Consider the following 19,999-nt stretch of genomic DNA (forward strand, 5'->3'; position numbering starts at 1 on the left):
CTGCCCTCAGGCCGGTTGCGCCTGTATCCGCCGCGGCCACAACAGCCAGGCCAGACTGAGCAGGCTCCAGGTCGCCAGCAACAGCCAGGGCAGCGTGCCGTCAAGCAGACCGGCCTGCTGAGCCCAGGCCAGCGCCGGCAGGTTGAGCAGCAAGCGCAGGGCCTCCAGCCCGCGGGCAAAGGCACGGTTCTCCAGCCAGGCGCCAATGCAGTAGAGGCCGAAGGCCAGCCACAGGCAGCCCAGGGTCGCCGCCAGCAGGTCGAGCTGTCCGGCCAGGGCCACCAGGCCGGCAGTGGCCGGCACGTAAGGCAGGAACTGCAGGCCGATGTACCACTGGCTGGAACGCGGCAGCGTCACCTCGAACTTGCGGAAGGCACTCAGATCCGGCTTGTCGATCGGGTAGCGTGCCGCCACATCGGCCGGGCGCCAGCCGGTGGGCATCAGCCAGATACGCAGCTTGTCCCACCAGGAGCCGGCACGCACTGCATCGCGCCACAACTGCACGTAGAACTGCAGGTTGGCCCACAACGGGTTCCAGCTGCGCAGCGGCACGGTCACGCCGAAGATCACCGGCTGCTCGTCCAGCTCCTCCTGGAAGGTACCGAACAGGCGATCCCAGAGAATGAACACGCCACCGTAGTTGCGATCCATATAAACCGCGTTCTGCGCATGGTGCACGCGGTGGTTGGACGGGGTGATGAAGAACCACTCGTACCAGCCCAGCTTGGGCACGTGGCGGGTATGCACCCAGAACTGGTAGAGCAGATTGAGCGCCGCCACCGTGGCGAACACCAGCGGCGGCACCCCGACCACGGCCATCGGCAGGTAGAAGATCCAGCTCAGCAGGAAGCCCATGCTGGTCTGGCGCAGGGCGGTGGAGAGGTTGTACTCCTCGCTCTGGTGGTGCACCGAGTGGGCGGCCCAGAACACGTTGCGCTCGTGGCCGATGCGGTGGTTCCAGTAGTAGCAGAAGTCGTAGAAGACAAAGGCCAGCAGCCACACCCACGGCTCGTTGGGCAGGGTCAGCAGATGCAGGTGCTCGAAGGCGAAGGCGTAACCGATCAAAGCGATCGACTTGGTCAGCAAGCCGGTGACCTGGTAGACCATGCCGGTGCTCAGGCTGTTGAGCGCATCGGCAAACCTGTAGGTGCTGACACCGCGCCAGCGATCGACCAAAAGCTCAAGCGCGATCAACAGAAGAAAGAAGGGAATGGCAAGAAGGATCAGGTTCATGGTTCGGCACTGCCTGGTTGACCTAAGCTGATCCTAGACTCACCCGCCGCGCCACTCGCGACAGCCAATGCCAGCCCGTGTGGCATTTGGCGACACAGCGTCACTCGACGCTGTGCCCGGCGATCGGCGAAACTGAGCCATCGACTTACCGCTTGGCCAATGGAGAACAGCATGCATAAACGAGTCGCGGTCATCCTTTCCGGTTGTGGCGTCTACGACGGCGCAGAAATCCACGAGAGCGTGATCACCCTGCTGCGTCTCGACCAGCGCGGCGCCCAGGTGCAGTGCTTTGCGCCGAACGTGGCGCAGATGCATGTGATCAACCACCTCACCGGCGAGGAAATGCCGGAAAGCCGCAACGTGCTCACCGAGTCCGCGCGCATCGCCCGCGGCAATGTCGAGGACGTGCGCACCCTGGCCGTCGAGCACTTCGACGCGCTGATCCTGCCGGGCGGCTTCGGCGTGGCCAAGAACCTCTCCAACTTCGCCACCGAAGGCGCCGCCTGCAGCGTGCAGCCGGACGTGCTGGCCGCCGCCCAGGCCTTTGCCAAGGCCGGCAAGCCGGTGGGCCTGGTGTGCATCTCGCCGGCCCTGGCGGTGAAGATCTACGGCCCCGGCGTGATCGCCACCCTGGGCAGCGCCGAAGACCCGGCTGCCGCCGCGCTCACCGCCATGGGCGGCAGCCACACGGAATGCGCAGTGGAAGACATAGTCGAGGACAAGGCGCACAAGCTGGTCAGCACCCCGGCCTACATGCTCGCCCAGTCGATTGCCGAGGCGGCGGCCGGGATCAACAAGCTGGTCGACCGCGTGCTCGAGCTGGCTCAGGCGCACTGAGCCGCACCGGCCTGGGTTGCGCGCAGCCACCCAGGCTAGGCCGATCCCGCCAATCGCCGGGACTGCCAGGCCACGGCGCTGGCCAAGCACGCCGGATTGCGGCAGCGTGGCGAACAACTCCCGTGCAGGACGCCGTGTCATGAGCCACACCCCCTTCGAACTCACCGCCGAGCTGCGCGACGCCGTCAGCGCCTTCTTCCAGCGCATCCCGTTCAACCAGGTACTGGGCATCCAGCTCGACGAGCTGTCCGTGGACAAGGTGGTGATGAGCCTGCCGATGAAGCCCGAGCTGATCGGCAACTTCGTCCAGGGCATCCTGCATGGCGGGGTGATTTCCTCGCTGCTCGACGTGGCCGGCGGCGCCATGGCGCTGATCGGCGCCTTCGAGCGGCACCAGCACCTGCCCACCAGCGAACGCATGGCGCGGCTGTCCAAACTGGGCACCATCGACCTGCGCGTCGACTACCTGCGCCCCGGGCGCGGCCAGGCGTTCACCGCCACCGCAGTGCTGCTGCGTTCCGGCAACAAGGTGGCGGTGGTGCGCACCGAACTGCACAGCGACGACGGCACCCTGGTGGCGGTAGGCACCGGCACCTATCTGTGCGGTTAGCGGCAACCGCGTAGGGCGGGTGCAACCCGCGTCGGCCATCGTGCGAGGGCTCGCTCAGCCTTGGCGTAGCAACCGGGTGAGGATGCGATCCAGCGAATTGGCAAAGGCCTGGCGATCCTTCTCGCCATAGCCGGCCTGGCCGCCGCCGACCTGGCCCTGCTCGCGCAGGTCGGTGAACAGGTTACGCACGGCCAGGCGCTCGCCCATATTGCGCTCGTCGAACTCGCGGCCACGCGGATCGAGGGCGCTGACGCCCTTCTTCACCAGGCGGTCGGCCAGCGGCACGTCGCTGCAGATCACCAGCTCGCCGGGCACCGCGTGCTCGACCAGATAATCGTCCGCCGCATCCGGCCCGCTGGGCACCACGATCAGGCGCACGCAGGCGAAGTTGGGGCGGGCCACCGCCTGCCCCGCCACCAGCACCACCTCGAAGCCGCGCTTCAGGGCGAACTTCACTACCTGGTCACGCGCAGCGCGCGGGCAGGCATCGGCGTCGATCCACACACGCATCGGCGTCAGGCACCGACCTGGGCGCGACGGCGCTCGCCCAGCCAGCTACGCCCGTAGAGCACGGCGATGCCGGCCAGCGCCAGGGCCTGGGCCGAGAGGCTGTAGGCGTCGGCGTGGATGCCCAGCCAGTCGAAGTCGAAGAACGCCACCGGCCGCGTGCCGATTACCCCGGCTTCCTGCAGGGCCGCCACGCCATGCCCGGCGAACACCACCGAGAGCACGCACAGCAGCACCGCGTTGGCGCTGAAGAAGGTCGCCAGCGGCAGCTTGCGCGAGCCGCGCAGGATCACCCAGGCCAGGCCGAGCAACAGCAGCAGGGCAGCAGCGGCGCCGGCCAGCACCATGCCGTGACCGGCCGTGCCGGCCTGTAGCCAGAGGGTTTCGTAGAACAGGATGACCTCGAACAGCTCGCGGTACACCGAGAAGAACGCCAGCACGGCGAAGCCGAAGCGCCCGCCGCCGCCGACCAGGCTGCTCTTGATGTAGTCCTGCCAGGCTGCAGCATGCCGGCGGTCGTGCATCCACACGCCGAGCCAGAGCACCATGACGCTGGCGAACAGCGCGGTGACGCCTTCCAGCAGCTCGCGCTGGGCGCCGCTGACGTCGATTAGGTAAGCCGCCAGGCCCCAGGTGGCGACGCCGGCGAGCAGCGCCAGGCCCCAGCCGATATGCACGCTGCGCACCGCCTGCGGCTGCCCGGTATTGCGCAGGAAAGCGAGGATCGCCGCCAGCACCAGGATTGCCTCCAGGCCCTCGCGCAGCAGGATCAGCAGGCTGGAGAAGAAGGTCAGCGAGGCATTCATCGCCCCGCCGGCCAACAGCTTGGCCGCCTTGTCCAGTTCGACCTTGGCTACTTCCAGCGCCTGTGCGGCCTGGGCCACGCTGGCGCCATCCTGCAGCGCCTGACGGTAGGCCATCAGGGCTTTCTCGGTGGTCTTGCGCTGCACCGCGTCGAGGTTATCCAGGGCGCTCTCGACCAGCTCGAAGCCTTCCAGGTAGGCGGCCACGGACAGGTCATAGGCCTGCTCGTGATCGCCATTGCGGTAGGTCTGCAGGCTCTGCTCCAGGGTGCTGCGGGTATGTTCGATCAGCTCCTGCGGGCCGCGCTGCTGCTGCGGCGGCTGGGCACGCTGGGCGCGGAAGGCGGCAGCGGCAGTGGCGCCCTGCTCGGCAGTCACCTCTGCCGGGGTACGGCGGGCCAGCTCGGCCAGGTTGAAACGGGCCGCCTGGGCCTGGCCCGGATCGGCGCTGAAGGAGGCAATGTAGCTGGCCAGATCCCAGCGCTGCCGCTCGTCCAGCTGGTCGGCGAAGGACGCCATATCGGTGCCGTCGATGCCTAGGGTCAGGGTATTGAACAGGTCGTACAGGCTCAGCCGATCCAGTCGCGCCAAGTCGCGCAGGTTGGCCGGCGGCGGCTCCAGGCCGAGCCCCGCGGGGCCGTCGCCGGCACCGCTGTCGCCATGGCAGACCGCACATTGCTGGGCGTACAGAGGCGCGCCACGGGCCGGATCCGGGGTGATCGCCGGAGTCTGCCGCACCTGGTACAGCTCGACCAGCTTGGCCGCCAGCTGACGGGCTTGGTGCGCCACCAGCGGGCCATCGGCGCGCTGTTCGACCTGGCTGCGCAGCTGCGCCACGCCTTGCTCCAGCTCGGCACGCCCGGCATTGGCCGGCAGGGCGACGATCAGCCCCTGCAGTACGCCGAGAAATTCCAGCTGTTCACGGTATTCGGCCGGATCGACCACCTGACCGCCAGAGACCGTGGCGGGATAGTCGGCACCGAGATAGCCCAGCAGGTGCAGGGCCTGGGCACTGCCCGCGGCGGGCTCGGCCAGGGCCGACAGGCTGCACAGCAGAACGAACGGCAACAGCAGCCAGGCAAGAAGAGAACGGTTGTAAAACATGAATGCATCCCAAACAAGAATGGGTGGCATTAATTGTTACCGTCCTAACGATTTCGCTCAAGCAGAATCGCAGGCCGTGGCCAAGCAGAAGACGAACAGACTGTTCGAAGAGCGGCCGGGAACCTTGGCCGGCTGGCGCCGTCGCAGCCGGTGCCAGCCCCTTGCGCGGCTCAGGCGGCGGCGCGGCGCACGCTGGCGAGCAGCGCGGCGGCCAGCACGAACAGGCTGGAGAAGGTACGGTTCATCACGCGCTGCTGGCGCGGCGTGCGCAGGGCGCGCAGCACCCGCGCGGCGAGGCCGGTGTAGCCGGCCATGACGATCAGATCCACCGTGATCATGGTCACGCCCATGATCAGGTACTGCGCCAGCAGTGGCTCCTGCGGGTGGATGAACTGCGGCAACACGGCGAGCATGAACACCACCGCCTTGGGGTTGCTGACGTTGACCAGGAAACCGCGCAGCACCAGGCTCAGCGGCCGGCCGATGGGGCGCTCGGCGGATTCCAGGCTCATGTCGCTGGGCAGCGCGCGCCATTGGCCGATAGCCAGCCACACCAGGTAGACCACGCCGAACCACTTGATCAGGCTGAAGGCCAGGGCCGAAGTCGAGAGAATCGCGCCGACCCCGGCGGCGACGATGGCGATCTGCAGGGCCAGGCCGATCTGCAGGCCGAGGGCGTTCCAGTAGCCGCGCCAGAAGCCGTACTGCAGGCCGCTGGACATCGAGGCGATGGCGCCGGCGCCGGGCGACAGGCTGATCACCCAGCAGGCGACGAAGAAAGCGAGCCAGGTTTCCAGTGCCATGGCGGGTACCTCAGAAAGCAAAAGGGGCAGGCCGTAAAGCCTACCCCTCCCGCTCACGCCTGCACAGTAGCAGTCAGTCCGGCGAACCCTTGCGCAACTGTACTGGTTCCTGCTCCTTGCCCTTGGCCAGGGCGCCGCGCAGGCGGATGTTGATCGCCTCCACTGCCAGGGAGAAGGCCATGGCGAAGTAGACGTAGCCTTTCGGGATATGCACTTCGAAGGCTTCGCCGATCAGCACGGTGCCGACCACGATGAGGAACGACAGCGCCAGCATCTTCAGCGACGGGTGCTTGTCGATGAAGGCGCTGATGGTGCTGGCCGACAGCATCATCACGCCGACCGAGATGACGATGGCCGCCACCATCACCGGCACGTGCTGTACCAGGCCGACCGCGGTGATCACCGAGTCGAGACTGAAGACGATGTCGATGATGGCGATCTGCACAATGATGCCCATGAAGCCGTAGGCCTTCTTGCCACCGCCCTGCTGCGCCTCTTCGGCACCTTCCAGGCTGTGGAAGATTTCCATGGTGCTCTTGAACAGCAGGAACAGGCCGCCGAAGAACAGGATCAGGTCGCGCCCGGAAATACCGTGGCCCATGATGCTGAACAGATCGTTGGTCAGGCGCATCACCCAGGTGATCGACAGCAGCAGCAGGATGCGCGTGCCCATCGCCAGCGCCAGGCCGAAGAAGCGCGCCTTGGGCTGCTGTTCGACCGGCAGGCGACTGACCAGGATCGAGATAAAGATGATGTTGTCGATGCCGAGGACAATCTCCAGGGCGGTCAGGGTGAGAAAGGCGACCCAGATTTCCGGGCTCATCAGCCATTCCATAGTGTTTGCCTCAGTGGTTGAGTGAATGCGTTCAGTCGGCCTGGGCCAGCTGTTGTTCCAGGCTTTCCAGCTGCTCCAGGGCTGCCATCCAGCTTTCCTCCAGCTCGCCTTCGCGGCTCTTCAGACGCGCCTGTTCGGCCAGCAGCTCACGCAGTTCGTCCTTGCGCGCAGCCTCGTAAAGGCCACTGTCGCCAAGCTGCTGCTCGACGCCGGCGAGCTTCTCGTGGAGCTTGCCCAATTCCTTCTCCAGCTTCTCCGCCTCGCGCTTGTGCGGCGCCAGCTGCTGGCGCAGCGCCGCCGCGGCCTGACGCTGGGCACGCTTGTCGGTCTTGTCGGCGGCCGGCGCAGCAGCACTCTGCGGCAGCTGACGGGCGCGGAAATCGACCAGCCAGCGCGCGTAGTCGTCGAGGTCGCCATCGAACGGCTGCACGCGGCCATCGGCGACCAGGAGGAACTCGTCGGTGGTGCTCTTCAGCAGGTGGCGATCGTGGGAGACCACCAGCACCGCACCGGCGAATTCCTGCAGAGCCATGGTCAGGGCCAGGCGCATTTCCAGGTCGAGGTGGTTGGTCGGTTCGTCGAGCAGCAGCAGGTTGGGCTTGCCCCAGGCGATCAGCGCCAGGGCCAGGCGCGCCTTCTCGCCACCGGAGAAGTTCGCTACCGCCTCGTCGCAACGGGCGCCGCGGAAGTCGAAGCCACCGAGGAAGTCGCGCAGGGTCTGCTCGCGCTCTCCCGGGGCGATGCGCTGCAGATGCAGCAGCGGACTGGCCTTGGCATCCAGCGAGTCGAGCTGGTGCTGGGCGAAGTAGCCAATCGACAGGTTCTCGCCGCGCGCCAGGCGTCCGGACAGCGGGCTGAGTTCGCCGGAGAGGGTCTTGATCAGGGTCGACTTGCCGGCGCCGTTGGGGCCGAGCAGGCCGATGCGCGCGCCAGGGGTCAGCTGCAGCTTGACCTGTTGCAGCACCACCTTGTCGCCATAGCCGAGCTGCACCTCGGCCATATCCAGCAGTGGGCTGGAGATCTTGTCGGCCTCGCGGAAGACGAAGTCGAACGGCGAATCGACATGCGCCGGTGCCAGCTCTTCCAGGCGCTCCAGGGCCTTGATCCGGCTCTGTGCCTGGCGGGCCTTGGTCGCCTGGGCCTTGAAGCGGGCGATGTACTTTTCCATGTGCGCGCGCTGCGCCTGCTGCTTCTCGTACGCCTGCTGCTGCTGCGCCAGGCGTTCGGCGCGGGTGCGCTCGAAGGCCGAGTAACCGCCGCGGTAGAGGGTCAGCTTCTGCTGTTCGAGGTGCGCCACATGGTCGACCACTGCATCGAGGAAGTCGCGGTCGTGGGAGATCAGCAGCAGGGTGCCGGGATAGCCTTTCAGCCACTCTTCCAGCCAGAGAATGGCGTCGAGGTCGAGGTGGTTGGTCGGTTCGTCGAGCAGCAGCAAGTCGGACGGGCACATCAGCGCCTGCGCCAGGTTCAGGCGCATGCGCCAGCCACCGGAGAAGTCGCCGACACGGCGATCCATCTGCTCGTTGCTGAAGCCGAGGCCGGCCAGCAATTTGCGCGCGCGGGCATCGGCGGTATAGCCGTCGGCAGTGTCCAACTCGCTGTGCAGGCGGGCGATGGCGGTGCCGTCGTGGGCCGCCTCGGCGGCGGCCAGCTCGCGCTGCACCTGGCGCAGGTGAATGTCGCCATCCAGCACATAGTCCACGGCCAGGCGCTCAAGGTCGTCGACCTCCTGACGCATGTGGGCGATGCGCCAGTCCGGCGGCAGGTTGCAATCGCCGGCGTCGGGGCCGAGCTCGCCACGCAGCAGGGCGAACAGACTGGATTTGCCGGCGCCGTTGGCACCGATCAGGCCGGCTTTGTGGCCGGCGTGCAGGGTCAGCTCGGCGCCTTCGAGCAGGCGTTGCGGACCACGCTGTAGAGTGAGGTTCTGGAGTCGGATCATAATGGCCGCGGAGTCTACCAGCTTCGCCCCGCCATCGCCTGGAGAGCCGCATGCCTTCTGACCTGTGGAGTTTTGCCAGTTGTTGCTATGCCCGTCCCGGGGTGGAAGCCGCCTGCCTGCAGCTGCAGGCGCAGGGGGCGGATGTCTGCCTGCTGCTGTGCGGCCTGTGGCTGGAACAGCGCGGCGTGGACTGCAGCGACGAACGTCGGCAGCAGCTGGTGGCGATCAGTGAACCCTGGCAACGCCAGGTCATCTGTCCGTTGCGCGAGCTGCGCCAGGGCTGGCGTGCGGCAGCCCAGCTCGACGCTGTGCAGTTGCGTCTGCGCGAACAGATCAAGGCTATGGAACTGGAGGCGGAGCGCGAACTCTTGGCGCGCCTGGAGCGCCTGGCGGGAGACTGGCCAACCCGGGCCGACCAACAGTCGGCCTGGCTGGAAGCGTTAAGCGGTGTGGCGGCTACAACATGCCGCGACGCGCTGCAGCTGCTGCGCGCCGCGGCAACTCCGACTTAAGCGCTGGCCGGCGGCGTGCTGCCATTGCTGGCGGCAGGAGCGGCAGCCGGTGCGGCCGGTGCGGCAGCAGGAGCCACAGCCGGCTTGGCGGCCGGTTTGGCTGCTGGCTTGGCGGCGGCAGGCTTGGCCGCCGGGGCCTTCTTCGCGGCCGGCTTGGCAGCAACCGGTTTAGCCACTGGCTTGGCCGGGGCCTTGGCAGCCGCTGGCTTGGCGGCTGGCTTGGCTGCAGCCGGTTTGGCAGCGGCCGCGCTCGGTGCCTTGGCAGCAGGTTTGGCCGCGGGCTTAGCCGCCGGTTTGGCAGCAACTGGTTTCTTCGCTACCGCCGGTTTGGCAGCAGGTTTAGCGGCGGGCTTGCTCGCTGCTTTCGCGGCCGGCATGGCTGCCGGTTTAGCGGCGGGCTTGGCGGCGGGTTTAGCCGCCGGCTTGGCAGCTGCCACCGGTTTCTTCGCAGCGGGCTTGGCTGCGGCTTTGGCGGCTGGCTTGGCAGCCGGTTTAGCCGCGGGCTTGGCCGGCGCCTTGGCGGCAGCCGGTTTGGCGGCGCTGGCGGCTTTCTTCACGGCGGGTTTGGCGGCGGCTTTCACCGGAGCCTTGGCGGCCGGTTTGGCAGCAGGCTTGGCTGCCGGTTTGGCGGCGACCTTGGCAGCGGGTTTGGCCGCCGGCTTCGCAGCCGGTTTGGCGGCCACTGCGGCGCGGCTGCTCAGTGCCTTGCTCGCCGCTTCGCGCACCTTGCCGACACCCTGGGCCAGTTTCAGGCTTTCCTGGGCATCACGTTTGAGTTGCACGATGTAGCTGCGGGTCTCGGTCTGACGAGCCTTGAGGCCGTCGAGCAACTCTTCCAGCTCGCTCACTGCAGCCTTGGCTTTTTCCTGTGCCTTGGCCTTGCCGGCCTTGGCTGCTTCCTGCAGCTTGGTGCGAGTTTCGTGCAGTTTTTCCTGCGCCTTGCCACGCTGCTTTTCCAGCTTGGTCAACAGTTCCTCGGCCTCGACCAGAGCCTGCGAGCAGGCCTTTTCCAAATGTTCAAGCAGGCTGTGGGAGAGTTGCTGAAGCAGATGCAAAGGGGTGCTAACGGACTTCTTATTGTTGGTCGGCATGACGGCCTCCTAACGGACGTTGGTGACCCCATACTAGACGCCTGATTCGCCCGTCGCTAGCACCTGCATTGAGTCGCGTGCAACTACAGGCATAATCGCCGGCGAATTTCCGCGGAGACCCGATCCATGTTGCGCTTCTCGCTGCTGTTGCTCTGCCTGTTTTCCAGCCTGTCACAGGCCGCCCAGCAGGACGAAGATCTGGCCTACAGCATGGGCGTGCGCCTGGGCGAAAGGCTGCGCAGCGAGATGCCTAGCCTGCGGCTCGAAGCCCTGCTCGACGGTCTGCGCCAGGCCTATCGCGACGAGCCGCTGCGCCTGCCGCCGGAGCAAATCGAACAGCTGCTGGATGCCCACGAAGCGCAGCTGGCCAAGCAGGCGGAAAGCACCCGACGCGAACAGGCGAGCGTGGCCGAGGGACGTTTTCTCGCCCGCGAAAAATCCCAGCCCGGAGTGCGCGAACTGGCCGGCGGCGTACTGGTGCGCGAACTGCACGCCGGTCACGGAGAGCAGCCGCAGGCAAGCAGCCGGGTGCGGGTCAATTACCGCGGCGAACTGGCCGACGGCAGTCTGTTCGACCAGAGCGAAGGGCCGCAGTGGTTCCGTCTGAACGCACTGATTCCCGGCTGGCAGACCGCGTTGCGGGCCATGCCAGTGGGGGCGAAATGGCGGGTGGTGATTCCAGCGGCACAGGGCTATGGCCATGAAGGCGCCGGCGATCTGATTCCGCCGGATGCACCGCTGGTGTTCGAGGTGGAGTTGCTGGACGTCGCCCGCTGAGGTCGACGTCCACCGTACTCAGAGCGGGGCGACAGCCTGGTGCTGATGCGAGGTGTGCAGCACCTCGATCAGGCAGTCTTCCAGTTCGAAGCGCTCGTGCAGCAACTGCCCCAGACGCTTCAGCTCGGCCACCAGGGACGTGGCGTCACGGCAGTCGCCGTTGTCGCAGCGATCGTTGAAGGCCAGCGCCACTTCGGTGATGGCTTCGATGCGCGGGTAGATCTGCTTGGCCAGCTCCAGGCCGCGCTGGTCGCCGAAGGTCTTGGCCTCGGCGGTCAGCTGCTCATAGACCTCGAAGTGACCGGCCGACACATAGTCGACGAGGATCTGGCAGAAGCGCTGCAGGTCTTCGGCATTGGCCGCCGGCGCGGAAGGTTTGTCGCTCAACGCGGCAAAGGCGCTCACCAGTTCGTGACGCTCCTGCAGCCAGCGGTCGATCAGCTGGTGTACTCCACCCCAACGTTCCTGGGCGTTCTGGCAGCTCTCGAGCATGATGTCCTCACTTCCCTACTGGTGAATGCTGGTGTCACGCAGCCCCGAGCCGATTTTTTGGCAACTTGGGCAGCCTTGGAAAAACACCCGGCGAAGCGCCGGATTACTGACGAGGCGTTGGGCCAGAGTATTCCCGCCCGCCTCCAGCTTCAAGTCACCTTGATCGGGAATTTGCCCCACGCCGTGATTTCCGCGGCGTGGGCGGCACGCTGCGCCATCAGTTGCGGCGCAGCAGCTGCAGCAGGCTGAACAGAATCATCCCGGCGAAGGCCAGCAGGCTCCACTCCGGCACGCTCATGCCGAACAGCGTCCAGGTCACCTCGGCGCAATCGGCGGTGCCATGGAACACCAGGCGCACGATTTCCTGCAGCGGCAGGGCTTCCATCATGAATTCCAGGCTCGGCAGGCAGGCTTCCAGCTGATCGGCCGGTACGCTCTGCAGCCAGACCTGGCGGGCAGCGGTACCGGCGCCGCCGATGGCGCACAGCAGCGCCAGCAGCGCATACAGGCGCCGCCCGCGGGAAGCCGGGCCGTGGATGGCGGCGATCAGGCAGATCACGGCGAAGAGCACAACGAAGATGCGCTGCACGATGCACATCGGGCAGGGTTCCAGCCCGACCACATGCTCCAGGTAAAGGGCCCCGCCCATCAGGGCCAGGCAGCCGATAAAGGCGATGAGGAACAGCGAACGCGGGGTGGCCAGCGCCATGGGAACTCCGATGCGGCGGGAAGGAGGAAAGGCGGTACGGTAGAGGAAAGCGCGGCGGGCTTTCAAGGCGCCGTGCGACACCTCGTCCGTGACCAGGTGCCGCACGTCTGCCGGGATCACACCGGCGTCGGCTGGGGCAGCTCGGGCAGGCGCTGGCCCTGCAGGGCGAGGCTCTCCTCGAACAGCTGGTTGCTCGCCTGCAGCTCACCCTGGCGGGCCAGCAGGCGCGCCAGCTCGGCGCAGGTCTCGGCGCTGCGCGCCTGCTGCAGGCTGAGCTCGAAGTACTCCTGGGCCTTGCCCCACAGCTGGTTCTGCAGGCACAGGCGGCCCAGGCACAGCAGCAGCTGCGGATCGTCCGGCTGCTGGCGCAGCAGCGCCTCGGCCGTTTGCAGCTGACGCGCCGGATCGCTGCCACGCTGCAGGCCATAGAGCTGCACCAGGCGGCTGTCATAGGTCTGCTTGAGTGCCTTGCGCAGCACCGTCTCGGCCTCTTCCTCGGCGCCCAGCGCGTGCAGCTGCGCGACATAGGCGGCCAGCAGCTCGGGGTCGCTGCGCTGCGCCGCAGACAGCTGCTGCCAGGCCGCGGAGAGCGGCTGCAGGGCGGTCTCGCCACGCTCCAGCCCGGCCTCGCCGGCCGCGCCCAGGCGCACCCGCCAGACCTCACGCTCCAGGCTGGCCAGCTCCTCGCCGGCCAGCACCTTGCCCTTGCGCAGCTCGGGCAGCAACTCCAGCAGGGCCGCCCAGTCGCCGCGCGCCAGCAGCAGACGCTGCAACTGGCGCAGCACATGGCGATGCTGCGGATGGCGCGCGCGCATGGCCTGCAGGGTTTCCTGCGCCCCAGCGAGATCGCCACGGGCCTGCTGCAGTTCGGCATGGCTCAGGGCAATCGCCAGCTCGGCCTGCGGCTGGCGCTGCAGGGCGCGCTCGAGGAATGCGTCGCTCTCGGCGTAGCGCCCCAGCTTGTTGGCCGCGCGGGCCGCCCCCAGGTAATGCAGAAGCGGCTGGCGCTCGCCTTCGGCCGCCCGCTGCAGATGGCGCATGGCACGCTCCCAGCGGCCCTCGGCCAGATCCAGCAGGCCCTTGTCGGCCGACAGCTGGGCGCGCCGGCCATGGTTGCGCTGCGACCAGGGATTGACCAGTCCGCCCGAGGCGCGCAGCAGCCGCCAGCCCCAGCGCAGGGCATGGAACAGCAGCCAGGCCAGCCCGACCAGGAACAGGAACACCCACAGGCTGGACTCGTAGCGCAGGCCCTTCCAGGCGATCAGCACATAGCCGCTGTGCTCGGCGATGGCCAGGCCGAGCAGGGTGGCGGTGGCCACCACCAGAAGCAGGAGGAGGATGGCGCGGATCATTGCCCGCCCTCCTCGAGCGCCGGCGCGGCGTCGTCCGGCATCAGGGCGCTGGCCTCACGCTGCTTGAGGTAGGCCTGCAGGGTATTGAGCGCGGCATCCAGCTTCGGCAGCTCGGCGACCACCGGCTGCCGGTCGAGCTCGCCGATGCGCTGCTGCATCGCCTTGACCGCCTGATTGTCGCGGTCGAAGTAGCTGTCGAGCACCTCGTGGGCCGAGGCCAGCGCCTGGCGGTAAACCTCCGGCTGGGCGTTGAGGGCCGCCCACTGGGCCTGTTCCAGGGCCAGGGCCAGGGTCAGGCGCACCTGCGCCAGGCTCTGCCCGGCCAGCTGCGGGCGCACGTCCTGGTCGGCATGCAGGTCGAGGCGCACATAGCGCGACAGCTCGGCCCAGAGGTCGGCCCAGCGGCTGCTGTCACTGGCCGTGACCGTGCTCTCGGTCTCGGCGGGGAGGATGTATTCGGGCGCCAGCATCTGCAGCTGGGCGACCTGCCCGCGCAGGGCGCCGAGCTGCAGGAACAACCCGCTGCGGTCGACCTGCGGCAGGCTGCGCAGGGCCTCCAGCACCTTGATCAGCTCGCCGCGGGCGGCGAATGCCTGAGGATCGTCCTGGGCCTTCAGGATGTCGTCGGCGCCCTGCACCAGGGCGGTGGCGCTGGCCACGTCCTGTAGCGCACTGAGGCGCAGCATGGCCAGGCGCAGCAGGTGCTCGGCCTCGGCCAGGCGCCAGTCCTCGCGACTCTTGCCGAGCACGCTGGCAAGGTTCTGCGCCAGGCGCTGCTGCTCGCCCTGCAGGCTTACCAGCAGGTCGCGCTGGGTGGCCAGCTCATCCGCCGTGGGCAAACCCGCCAGGCGCTTGGCGACATGCTCTTCGCTCGCCTTGACGCGCTCCTGGGCGGCTTCGCCGGCCTGCCGGAACTCGCTCAGCTGCCGTGCGGCCTGCGCCTGCTGCTGATACAGCTGCCAGCTGCTCCAGCCGGCAGCGCCGAGGGCGGCGGCGGCCAGCAGCAGGGCCAGCCCGGCCAGGCCACGGCCCGGGGCCTTGGGTGCGGTGGTCGCTTGCGGAGTCGCTTCGATGTTCTGCGGGGCTGTTTCGCTCACGTGTCCTTCCTTTGCATCAGAGAGTCGGCGCCGGGCTTGCGCCCAGGGCCGTCAGCACAGCCGCAGCATGGACGCCGCGACAATCGATGGGCTGCCGGGCACCGGCCGCACGCGCCAGTTCGGCAACCCGCGGGCTGGGCACCAGCAAGGGTAGCCGAGCCAGCTCCGGCCAGGCATCGCCAGCCAGCTGGCACAGGTGTTCGAGCCCCTGCGCACTGCTGACCAGCAGGGCGTTCAGTTGTTCCCCGCGCACCCGCTGCAGCAGGGCATCGGCCGGATAGCTCGGCAGCACGCGGCGATACAGTTGCAGATAATCCACCATCACGCCACGTTCGCGTAGGGTCTCGGCGAGCAGCTCGCGCCCCCCCTCGCCACGCAGGATCAGCACCCGCGGCGCAGCGCCGGCCAGCGCCTGACGCAGCTGCGGCAGGGCCAGCAGCGCCTCGCTGTCGTCGCCGCTGGCCGGGTAGCAGGCGGCCAGGCCATGGGGCGTCAGGTAGGCATCGAGCAGCTGCGCGGTGCCGGCGCCGACGCTGAACCAGCACTGCCCAGCCGGCGGCTGCGGCCAGACCTGCTGGATCAGTTCCAGGCCAAGGCGCGCGGCCGGCTTGCTGACCACGATCAGCGCGTTGTAGCGCCCGAGGTCGGCAAGCAGGGCGCGCTGCTCCGGGGTCGGCGCCAGCGCTTCGATTTCCAGCAGTGGCAGGCTGCTGCTGAACACCCCGGCAGCGGCCAGGGCCGTAGACAGTGCCGCGTTCTCCGCGGCCGGACGGGTCAGCAGCAGGCGCCAGCCGGTCACGCCTCGCCGGCCTCGCCGTACACCGCCTTGAGGATTGCCGCAGCGCCTTGCGCCAGCAGCTGCTCGGCGACCTGCACGCCGAGGGCTTCGGCGCTCTCCGCGCCGGCCCGCCCTTCGGCGCGCAGCAGCTGACCGCCGTCGGGCTGGCCGACCAGGCCGCGCAGCCACAGCTGCTCGTTCTCGAGCAGGGCGTAGCAGGCAATCGGTACCTGGCAGCCGCCGTTGAGGTGCTTGTTCAGGGCGCGCTCGGCAGTGACCCGCAGGGCGGTTTCGCGATGGTGCAGCGGCGCCAGTAGGGCGTGGACTTCACTGTCTGCCGTGCGGCACTCGATGCCCACGGCGCCCTGGCCACCGGCCGGCAGGCTGTCGTCGACGCTGATCGAGGCGCGGATGCGGTCGGCGAAGCCGAGGCGGATCAGGCCGGCGGCGGCGAGGATGATGGCGTCGTACTCGCCGGCATCCAGCTTGGCCAGGCGGGTATTGACGTTGCCACGCAGGAACTGGATTTTCAGATCAGGCCGGCGCGCCAGCAGCTGAGCCTGGCGGCGCAGGCTGGAAGTGCCAACCACGCTGCCGGCCGGCAGCGCGTCGAGGCTGGCATAGGTATTGGAGACGAAGGCATCACGCGGGTCTTCGCGCTCGCAGATGCAGAACAGGCCCAGGCCCGCGGGGAAGTCCATCGGCACATCCTTCATCGAATGCACGGCGATGTCGGCTTCGTTCTCCAGCAGGGCGGTTTCCAGCTCCTTGACGAACAGGCCCTTGCCACCGATTTTCGCCAGCGGCGCGTCGAGCAGCTTGTCGCCGCGGCTGACCATCGGCACCAGGCTGACGATCAGACCGGGATGGGCCTCTTCCAGGCGAGCTTTGACGTATTCGGCCTGCCACAGGGCCAGGGCGCTCTTGCGAGTGGCGATGCGAATTTCGCGGGACATGATCATTTCCGGAAACAGAACTGCCGGGAATGATAACAGGCCGGGAGGGCTCGGGTCGGTGCGGGATTGCCGCGCCCCGGAGCCGGGGCGCGATGGCGGCCTACAGGTTGTGCATCAGCTTGCGCACGCCGGCGACGTGGCGGCGGCTGACGGTCAGGGCCTCGCCGCCCATGCCCTTGAGGAACAGCTGGAAGTGGCCCAGCGGGGTGCGCTGCAGGCGCTCGATGCGCTCGCGGGCGACCAGGGCGTTGCGGTGGATGCGCACGAAGCGCTCACCGAATTCGTCTTCCAGCGCCTTCAGCGGCTCGTCCAGCAGCACTTCGCCGCCCTCGTGGCGCAGGGTCACGTACTTGTGGTCGGCAATGAAGAAGATCACCTGCTCCAGCGGAATCAGCTCGATGCCTTTGCGCGTGCGCGCACTGATATGGCTGCGCGGGCCGCCGCTGCCATTGGCCGCGGCCGGGCGGGTCAGGGCGGCGAGCTGCACGCGGTTGGGCCGCTCGGCCTTCTTCAGCGCCTCGGCCAGGGACTCCGGGCGCACCGGCTTGACCAGGTAACCGACCGCGCTGACCTGGAAGGCCTCCAGGGCGAACTCGTCATGGGCGGTGCAGAAGATCACCGCCGGCGGCGCCTCGCGCTCGCACAGCTTGGCCGCCACCTGCAGGCCATCGAGGCCGGGCATGCGGATGTCCAGCAGCACCACGTCGGGACGCAGGCTGTCGATCAGGGCCAGGGCCTCTTCACCATTGCTAGCCGCGGGCTCGAGGACACGATAACCCTCGAGATCGCCAACCAGTCGGCTGAGGCGCTCGCGGGCAAGGGGTTCGTCATCGACGATCAGCACATTCATATTGCTCTGGCTTCCTGCGTGAGTCTCGCACAAGGATAGCGTAGACAGGTGAAGTGGCGCCCGTCACGGCGATCCACGCTGAGACTAGCCCGCGGCCCGAAAAGTGCCGCCAGGCGCGCATCAATGTTCACCAATGCCTGATGGGTGCCACGCGACGGCTGCTGCTCGGCGCCCGCCTCATAGGGATTGCTCACACAGAGCTGGAATACCCCATCCGCATACTGCGCCTCGACCCGCACCAGACCACCTTCGATGCGCGGCTGGATGCCATAGATCAGGGCATTCTCCAGCAGCGGCTGCAAAGTCAGTTGCGGAATCGGCAAATCATCCGGTACTGCGTCCACCTGCCAATCCAACTGTAGCCGTTCGCCGAGCCGATAGTGCTCGATCGACAGATATCGTTTGGCCAGCTCCAGTTCCTCGCGCCAGGGCACCAGGGTGCCGGGCTTGGCCAGGCTGGCGCGGAACAGGTCGGAAAGATCGAGCACCGCCTGCTCGGCCTTGTTGGGATCGACCACCACCAGGCTGGCGATGCTGTTCAGGCTGTTGAACAGGAAATGCGGGCGAATGCGCGCCTGCAGCGACTCGATGCGCGCCCTGAGTTCGGCCTGCTGCTGTCGGCGCCACTGGCTCTGCAGGTAGAAATAGCGCAGCAGCAGGGCCGACATGATCAGCGCGATCAGCCCGTGACGCAGGTACAGGTTGACCTCGCCGTCGCGCGGCAGCGGCCCGCCCAGGTCGTAATAGTCGGCTACCGCCGTGCAGGCCAGGGCCAGGGCCACCACCAGGGCGCAGCACAGACAGCCGGCCAGCGCCGCACGCAGGCGCGCCAGCCACGGCCGCAGGCGACACAGCAGGGCGGCGGACAGCAGCACGATCCACTGCACGAACAGCGAGGTCAGGGCCAGGCGTACCCAGTTGAAGCCCGGTAGCATCGGCTCGGCCAGCACCAGTACCAGCACCAGCAGCTCGGCCAGCAGCACCATGCTCAGCAGGGCCTCGGGCAGGCACAGTTCCGGCAGGAAGAAGTCGTCGTCCTGGGCGAGCAGGCGCCCTTTGTTGAACCATTCGATACGCATCCGGGCAGTTTCCTTGTGCGCCCCGCAGCCGGCAAGCCAGAGCGCTCCGGCCGGGCTAAATGAGTGGCCAAAGGGTCATCTGGACAGCAAAAGTGTGAGCCCGGCGACAATTTGCCGCCGGCCCTTACGGTCACCGGTTTTGCCGGCAACGCTGTTATTATCGGCACACTTTGTCCGATCCGCAGGCGCCGCGCCTGCCTTGTCCGCGAGTTCTGCCATGAGCCTTGAGAAGACCAACCAGTCCTGGGGCGGCCGCTTCAGCGAGCCAGTCGACGCCTTCGTCGCCCGCTTCACCGCCTCCGTCGAGTTCGACAAGCGCCTCTATCGCCACGACATCATGGGCTCCATCGCCCATGCCACCATGCTGGCCAAGGTCGGCGTGCTGACGGCCGAGGAGCGCGACGCCATCGAGGCGGGCCTCAAGCAGATCCAGGCCGAGATCGAAGCCGGCCAGTTCGACTGGCGCGTCGACCTGGAAGACGTGCACATGAACATCGAGGCACGCCTGACCGACCGCATCGGCGTCACCGGCAAGAAGCTGCACACCGGCCGCTCGCGCAACGACCAGGTGGCCACCGATATCCGCCTGTGGCTGCGCGACGAGATCGACCTGATCCTCGCCGAAGTCACCCGCCTGCAGCAGGGCCTGCTCGGCCTGGCCGAGGCCGAAGCCGACACCATCATGCCCGGCTTCACCCACCTGCAGACCGCCCAGCCGGTGACCTTCGGCCATCACCTCTTGGCCTGGTTCGAGATGCTGTCGCGCGACTACGAGCGCCTGGTCGACTGCCGCAAGCGGGTCAACCGCATGCCGCTCGGCTCGGCCGCCCTGGCCGGCACCACCTACCCGATCGCCCGCGAAATCACCGCCGAACTGCTGGGCTTCGACCAGGTCGGCGGCAACTCCCTGGATGGCGTGTCCGATCGCGACTTCGCCATCGAATTCTGCGCCGCCGCCTCCCTGGCGATGATGCACCTGTCGCGCTTCTCCGAAGAGCTGGTGCTGTGGACTTCGGCGCAGTTCCAGTTCATCGACCTGCCGGATCGCTTCTGCACCGGTTCCTCGATCATGCCGCAGAAGAAGAACCCGGACGTACCCGAGCTGGTACGCGGCAAGACCGGTCGCGTGTTCGGCGCCCTGACCGGCCTGCTGACCCTGATGAAGGGCCAGCCGCTGGCCTACAACAAGGACAACCAGGAAGACAAAGAGCCGCTGTTCGACGCCGCCGACACCCTGCGCGATTCGCTCCGTGCCTTCGCCGACATGGTGCCGGCGATCAAGCCCAAGCGCGAAATCATGCACGAGGCGGCCCGCCGCGGCTTCTCCACCGCCACCGACCTGGCCGACTACCTGGTACGCAAGGGTCTGCCCTTCCGTGACTGCCACGAGATCGTCGGCCACGCGGTGAAGTACGGCGTGCAGACCGGCAAGGATCTGGCCGAGATGAGCCTGGACGAACTGCGCCAGTTCAGCGACCAGATCGGCGACGACGTGTTCGCCGTGCTGACCCTGGAAGGCTCGGTCAACGCCCGCGACCATATTGGCGGCACTGCGCCGAACCAGGTACGCGCTGCCGTGGCACGCGGCAAGCAGCTGCTCGCCGGCCGCTGACTCAGCTGACGCCGGGCCGC

At 67.6% G+C, this 19,999-nt stretch carries 20 protein-coding genes; 5 read left to right on the forward strand and 15 right to left on the reverse strand.

What is annotated here, in order from left to right; all coding sequences use genetic code 11:
• Positions 1–6 precede the first annotated feature (6 nt).
• Complete coding sequence (locus tag A9179_RS21410) at positions 7–1,233, reverse strand: sterol desaturase family protein (RefSeq protein WP_187808212.1); 1,227 nt, start codon at positions 1,231–1,233, stop codon at positions 7–9.
• 171 nt (positions 1,234–1,404) lie between these two features.
• On the opposite strand from A9179_RS21410, the gene elbB reads away from it, so the two are divergent.
• Positions 1,405–2,070, forward strand: coding sequence for an isoprenoid biosynthesis glyoxalase ElbB (gene elbB, locus A9179_RS21415; protein WP_187808213.1), 666 nt, complete (start codon positions 1,405–1,407; stop codon positions 2,068–2,070).
• Positions 2,071–2,209: 139 nt separating this feature from the next.
• The gene (locus A9179_RS21420) at positions 2,210–2,680 is read left to right on the forward strand and encodes a thioesterase family protein (protein WP_187808214.1); all 471 of its coding nucleotides are present in this window, start codon (positions 2,210–2,212) and stop codon (positions 2,678–2,680) included.
• 54 nt (positions 2,681–2,734) lie between these two features.
• On the opposite strand, the gene A9179_RS21425 is transcribed toward A9179_RS21420, so the two are convergent.
• The 5 genes from A9179_RS21425 to A9179_RS21445 form a co-directional block, all read right to left on the reverse strand.
• Complete coding sequence (locus tag A9179_RS21425; protein ID WP_187808215.1) at positions 2,735–3,190, reverse strand: YaiI/YqxD family protein; 456 nt, start codon at positions 3,188–3,190, stop codon at positions 2,735–2,737.
• Between the two features lie 5 nt (positions 3,191–3,195).
• On the reverse strand, positions 3,196–5,094 hold the full coding sequence (locus A9179_RS21430) for a cytochrome c/FTR1 family iron permease (RefSeq protein WP_187808216.1): 1,899 nt from the start codon (positions 5,092–5,094) through the stop codon (positions 3,196–3,198).
• A gap of 170 nt (positions 5,095–5,264) precedes the next feature.
• Entirely contained in the window at positions 5,265–5,897 is a 633-nt protein-coding gene (gene rhtB / locus A9179_RS21435) for a homoserine/homoserine lactone efflux protein (RefSeq protein WP_187808217.1), read from the reverse strand.
• A 73-nt stretch (positions 5,898–5,970) separates the two neighbouring features.
• On the reverse strand, positions 5,971–6,732 hold the full coding sequence (locus tag A9179_RS21440; protein ID WP_187808218.1) for a TerC family protein: 762 nt from the start codon (positions 6,730–6,732) through the stop codon (positions 5,971–5,973).
• Between the two features lie 31 nt (positions 6,733–6,763).
• A complete protein-coding gene (locus A9179_RS21445; RefSeq protein ID WP_187808219.1) occupies positions 6,764–8,674 on the reverse strand; it encodes an ATP-binding cassette domain-containing protein in 1,911 nt (636 codons plus the stop codon).
• Between the two features lie 50 nt (positions 8,675–8,724).
• On the opposite strand from A9179_RS21445, the gene A9179_RS21450 reads away from it, so the two are divergent.
• The gene (locus A9179_RS21450) at positions 8,725–9,186 is read left to right on the forward strand and encodes a TIGR02444 family protein (RefSeq protein ID WP_187808220.1); all 462 of its coding nucleotides are present in this window, start codon (positions 8,725–8,727) and stop codon (positions 9,184–9,186) included.
• On the opposite strand, the gene A9179_RS21455 is transcribed toward A9179_RS21450, so the two are convergent.
• Positions 9,183–10,277 carry an AlgP family protein gene (locus tag A9179_RS21455; RefSeq protein ID WP_187808221.1) on the reverse strand — a complete coding sequence of 365 codons (1,095 nt, stop codon included), beginning with the start codon at positions 10,275–10,277 and terminating at the stop codon, positions 9,183–9,185. The two genes, A9179_RS21450 and A9179_RS21455, sit on opposite strands and share 4 nt — an antisense overlap.
• A gap of 126 nt (positions 10,278–10,403) precedes the next feature.
• On the opposite strand from A9179_RS21455, the gene A9179_RS21460 reads away from it, so the two are divergent.
• A complete protein-coding gene (locus A9179_RS21460) occupies positions 10,404–11,054 on the forward strand; it encodes an FKBP-type peptidyl-prolyl cis-trans isomerase (protein WP_187808222.1) in 651 nt (216 codons plus the stop codon).
• 18 nt (positions 11,055–11,072) lie between these two features.
• Here the strand turns inward: A9179_RS21460 and rsd are convergent, their stop codons facing one another.
• The 8 genes from rsd to A9179_RS21500 all read right to left on the reverse strand — a co-directional run bounded on the left by rsd (position 11,073) and on the right by A9179_RS21500 (position 18,367).
• Positions 11,073–11,546 carry a sigma D regulator gene (gene rsd / locus A9179_RS21465; RefSeq protein ID WP_187808223.1) on the reverse strand — a complete coding sequence of 158 codons (474 nt, stop codon included), beginning with the start codon at positions 11,544–11,546 and terminating at the stop codon, positions 11,073–11,075.
• A 217-nt stretch (positions 11,547–11,763) separates the two neighbouring features.
• Positions 11,764–12,255, reverse strand: coding sequence for a disulfide bond formation protein B (locus A9179_RS21470; protein WP_187808224.1), 492 nt, complete (start codon positions 12,253–12,255; stop codon positions 11,764–11,766).
• A 116-nt stretch (positions 12,256–12,371) separates the two neighbouring features.
• Entirely contained in the window at positions 12,372–13,607 is a 1,236-nt protein-coding gene (locus A9179_RS21475) for a heme biosynthesis HemY N-terminal domain-containing protein (protein WP_187808225.1), read from the reverse strand.
• Positions 13,604–14,704, reverse strand: coding sequence for a uroporphyrinogen-III C-methyltransferase (locus A9179_RS23130; RefSeq protein ID WP_187808226.1), 1,101 nt, complete (start codon positions 14,702–14,704; stop codon positions 13,604–13,606). The genes A9179_RS21475 and A9179_RS23130 overlap by 4 nt, the downstream gene beginning before the upstream one ends.
• Positions 14,705–14,720: 16 nt before the next feature.
• Complete coding sequence (locus A9179_RS21485; RefSeq protein WP_187808227.1) at positions 14,721–15,503, reverse strand: uroporphyrinogen-III synthase; 783 nt, start codon at positions 15,501–15,503, stop codon at positions 14,721–14,723.
• On the reverse strand, positions 15,500–16,441 hold the full coding sequence (hemC, locus tag A9179_RS21490) for a hydroxymethylbilane synthase (RefSeq protein WP_187808650.1): 942 nt from the start codon (positions 16,439–16,441) through the stop codon (positions 15,500–15,502). Before hemC ends, A9179_RS21485 begins: the two co-directional genes overlap by 4 nt.
• Before the next feature lie 97 nt (positions 16,442–16,538).
• Positions 16,539–17,288: a LytR/AlgR family response regulator transcription factor gene (locus A9179_RS21495; RefSeq protein ID WP_187808228.1), complete on the reverse strand. Its 750-nt coding sequence runs from the start codon at positions 17,286–17,288 to the stop codon at positions 16,539–16,541.
• Complete coding sequence (locus A9179_RS21500; protein WP_187808229.1) at positions 17,285–18,367, reverse strand: sensor histidine kinase; 1,083 nt, start codon at positions 18,365–18,367, stop codon at positions 17,285–17,287. Before A9179_RS21500 ends, A9179_RS21495 begins: the two co-directional genes overlap by 4 nt.
• 217 nt (positions 18,368–18,584) lie before the next feature.
• Between A9179_RS21500 and argH the strand changes: the two genes are divergently transcribed.
• Positions 18,585–19,979 (forward strand): argininosuccinate lyase, encoded by a 1,395-nt coding sequence (gene argH, locus A9179_RS21505; RefSeq protein WP_187808230.1) that lies wholly within the window; start codon positions 18,585–18,587, stop codon positions 19,977–19,979.
• Positions 19,980–19,999 lie beyond the last annotated feature (20 nt).

This window comes from Pseudomonas alcaligenes (assembly GCF_014490745.1).
Classification (GTDB): Bacteria; Pseudomonadota; Gammaproteobacteria; order Pseudomonadales; family Pseudomonadaceae; genus Aquipseudomonas; species Aquipseudomonas alcaligenes_C.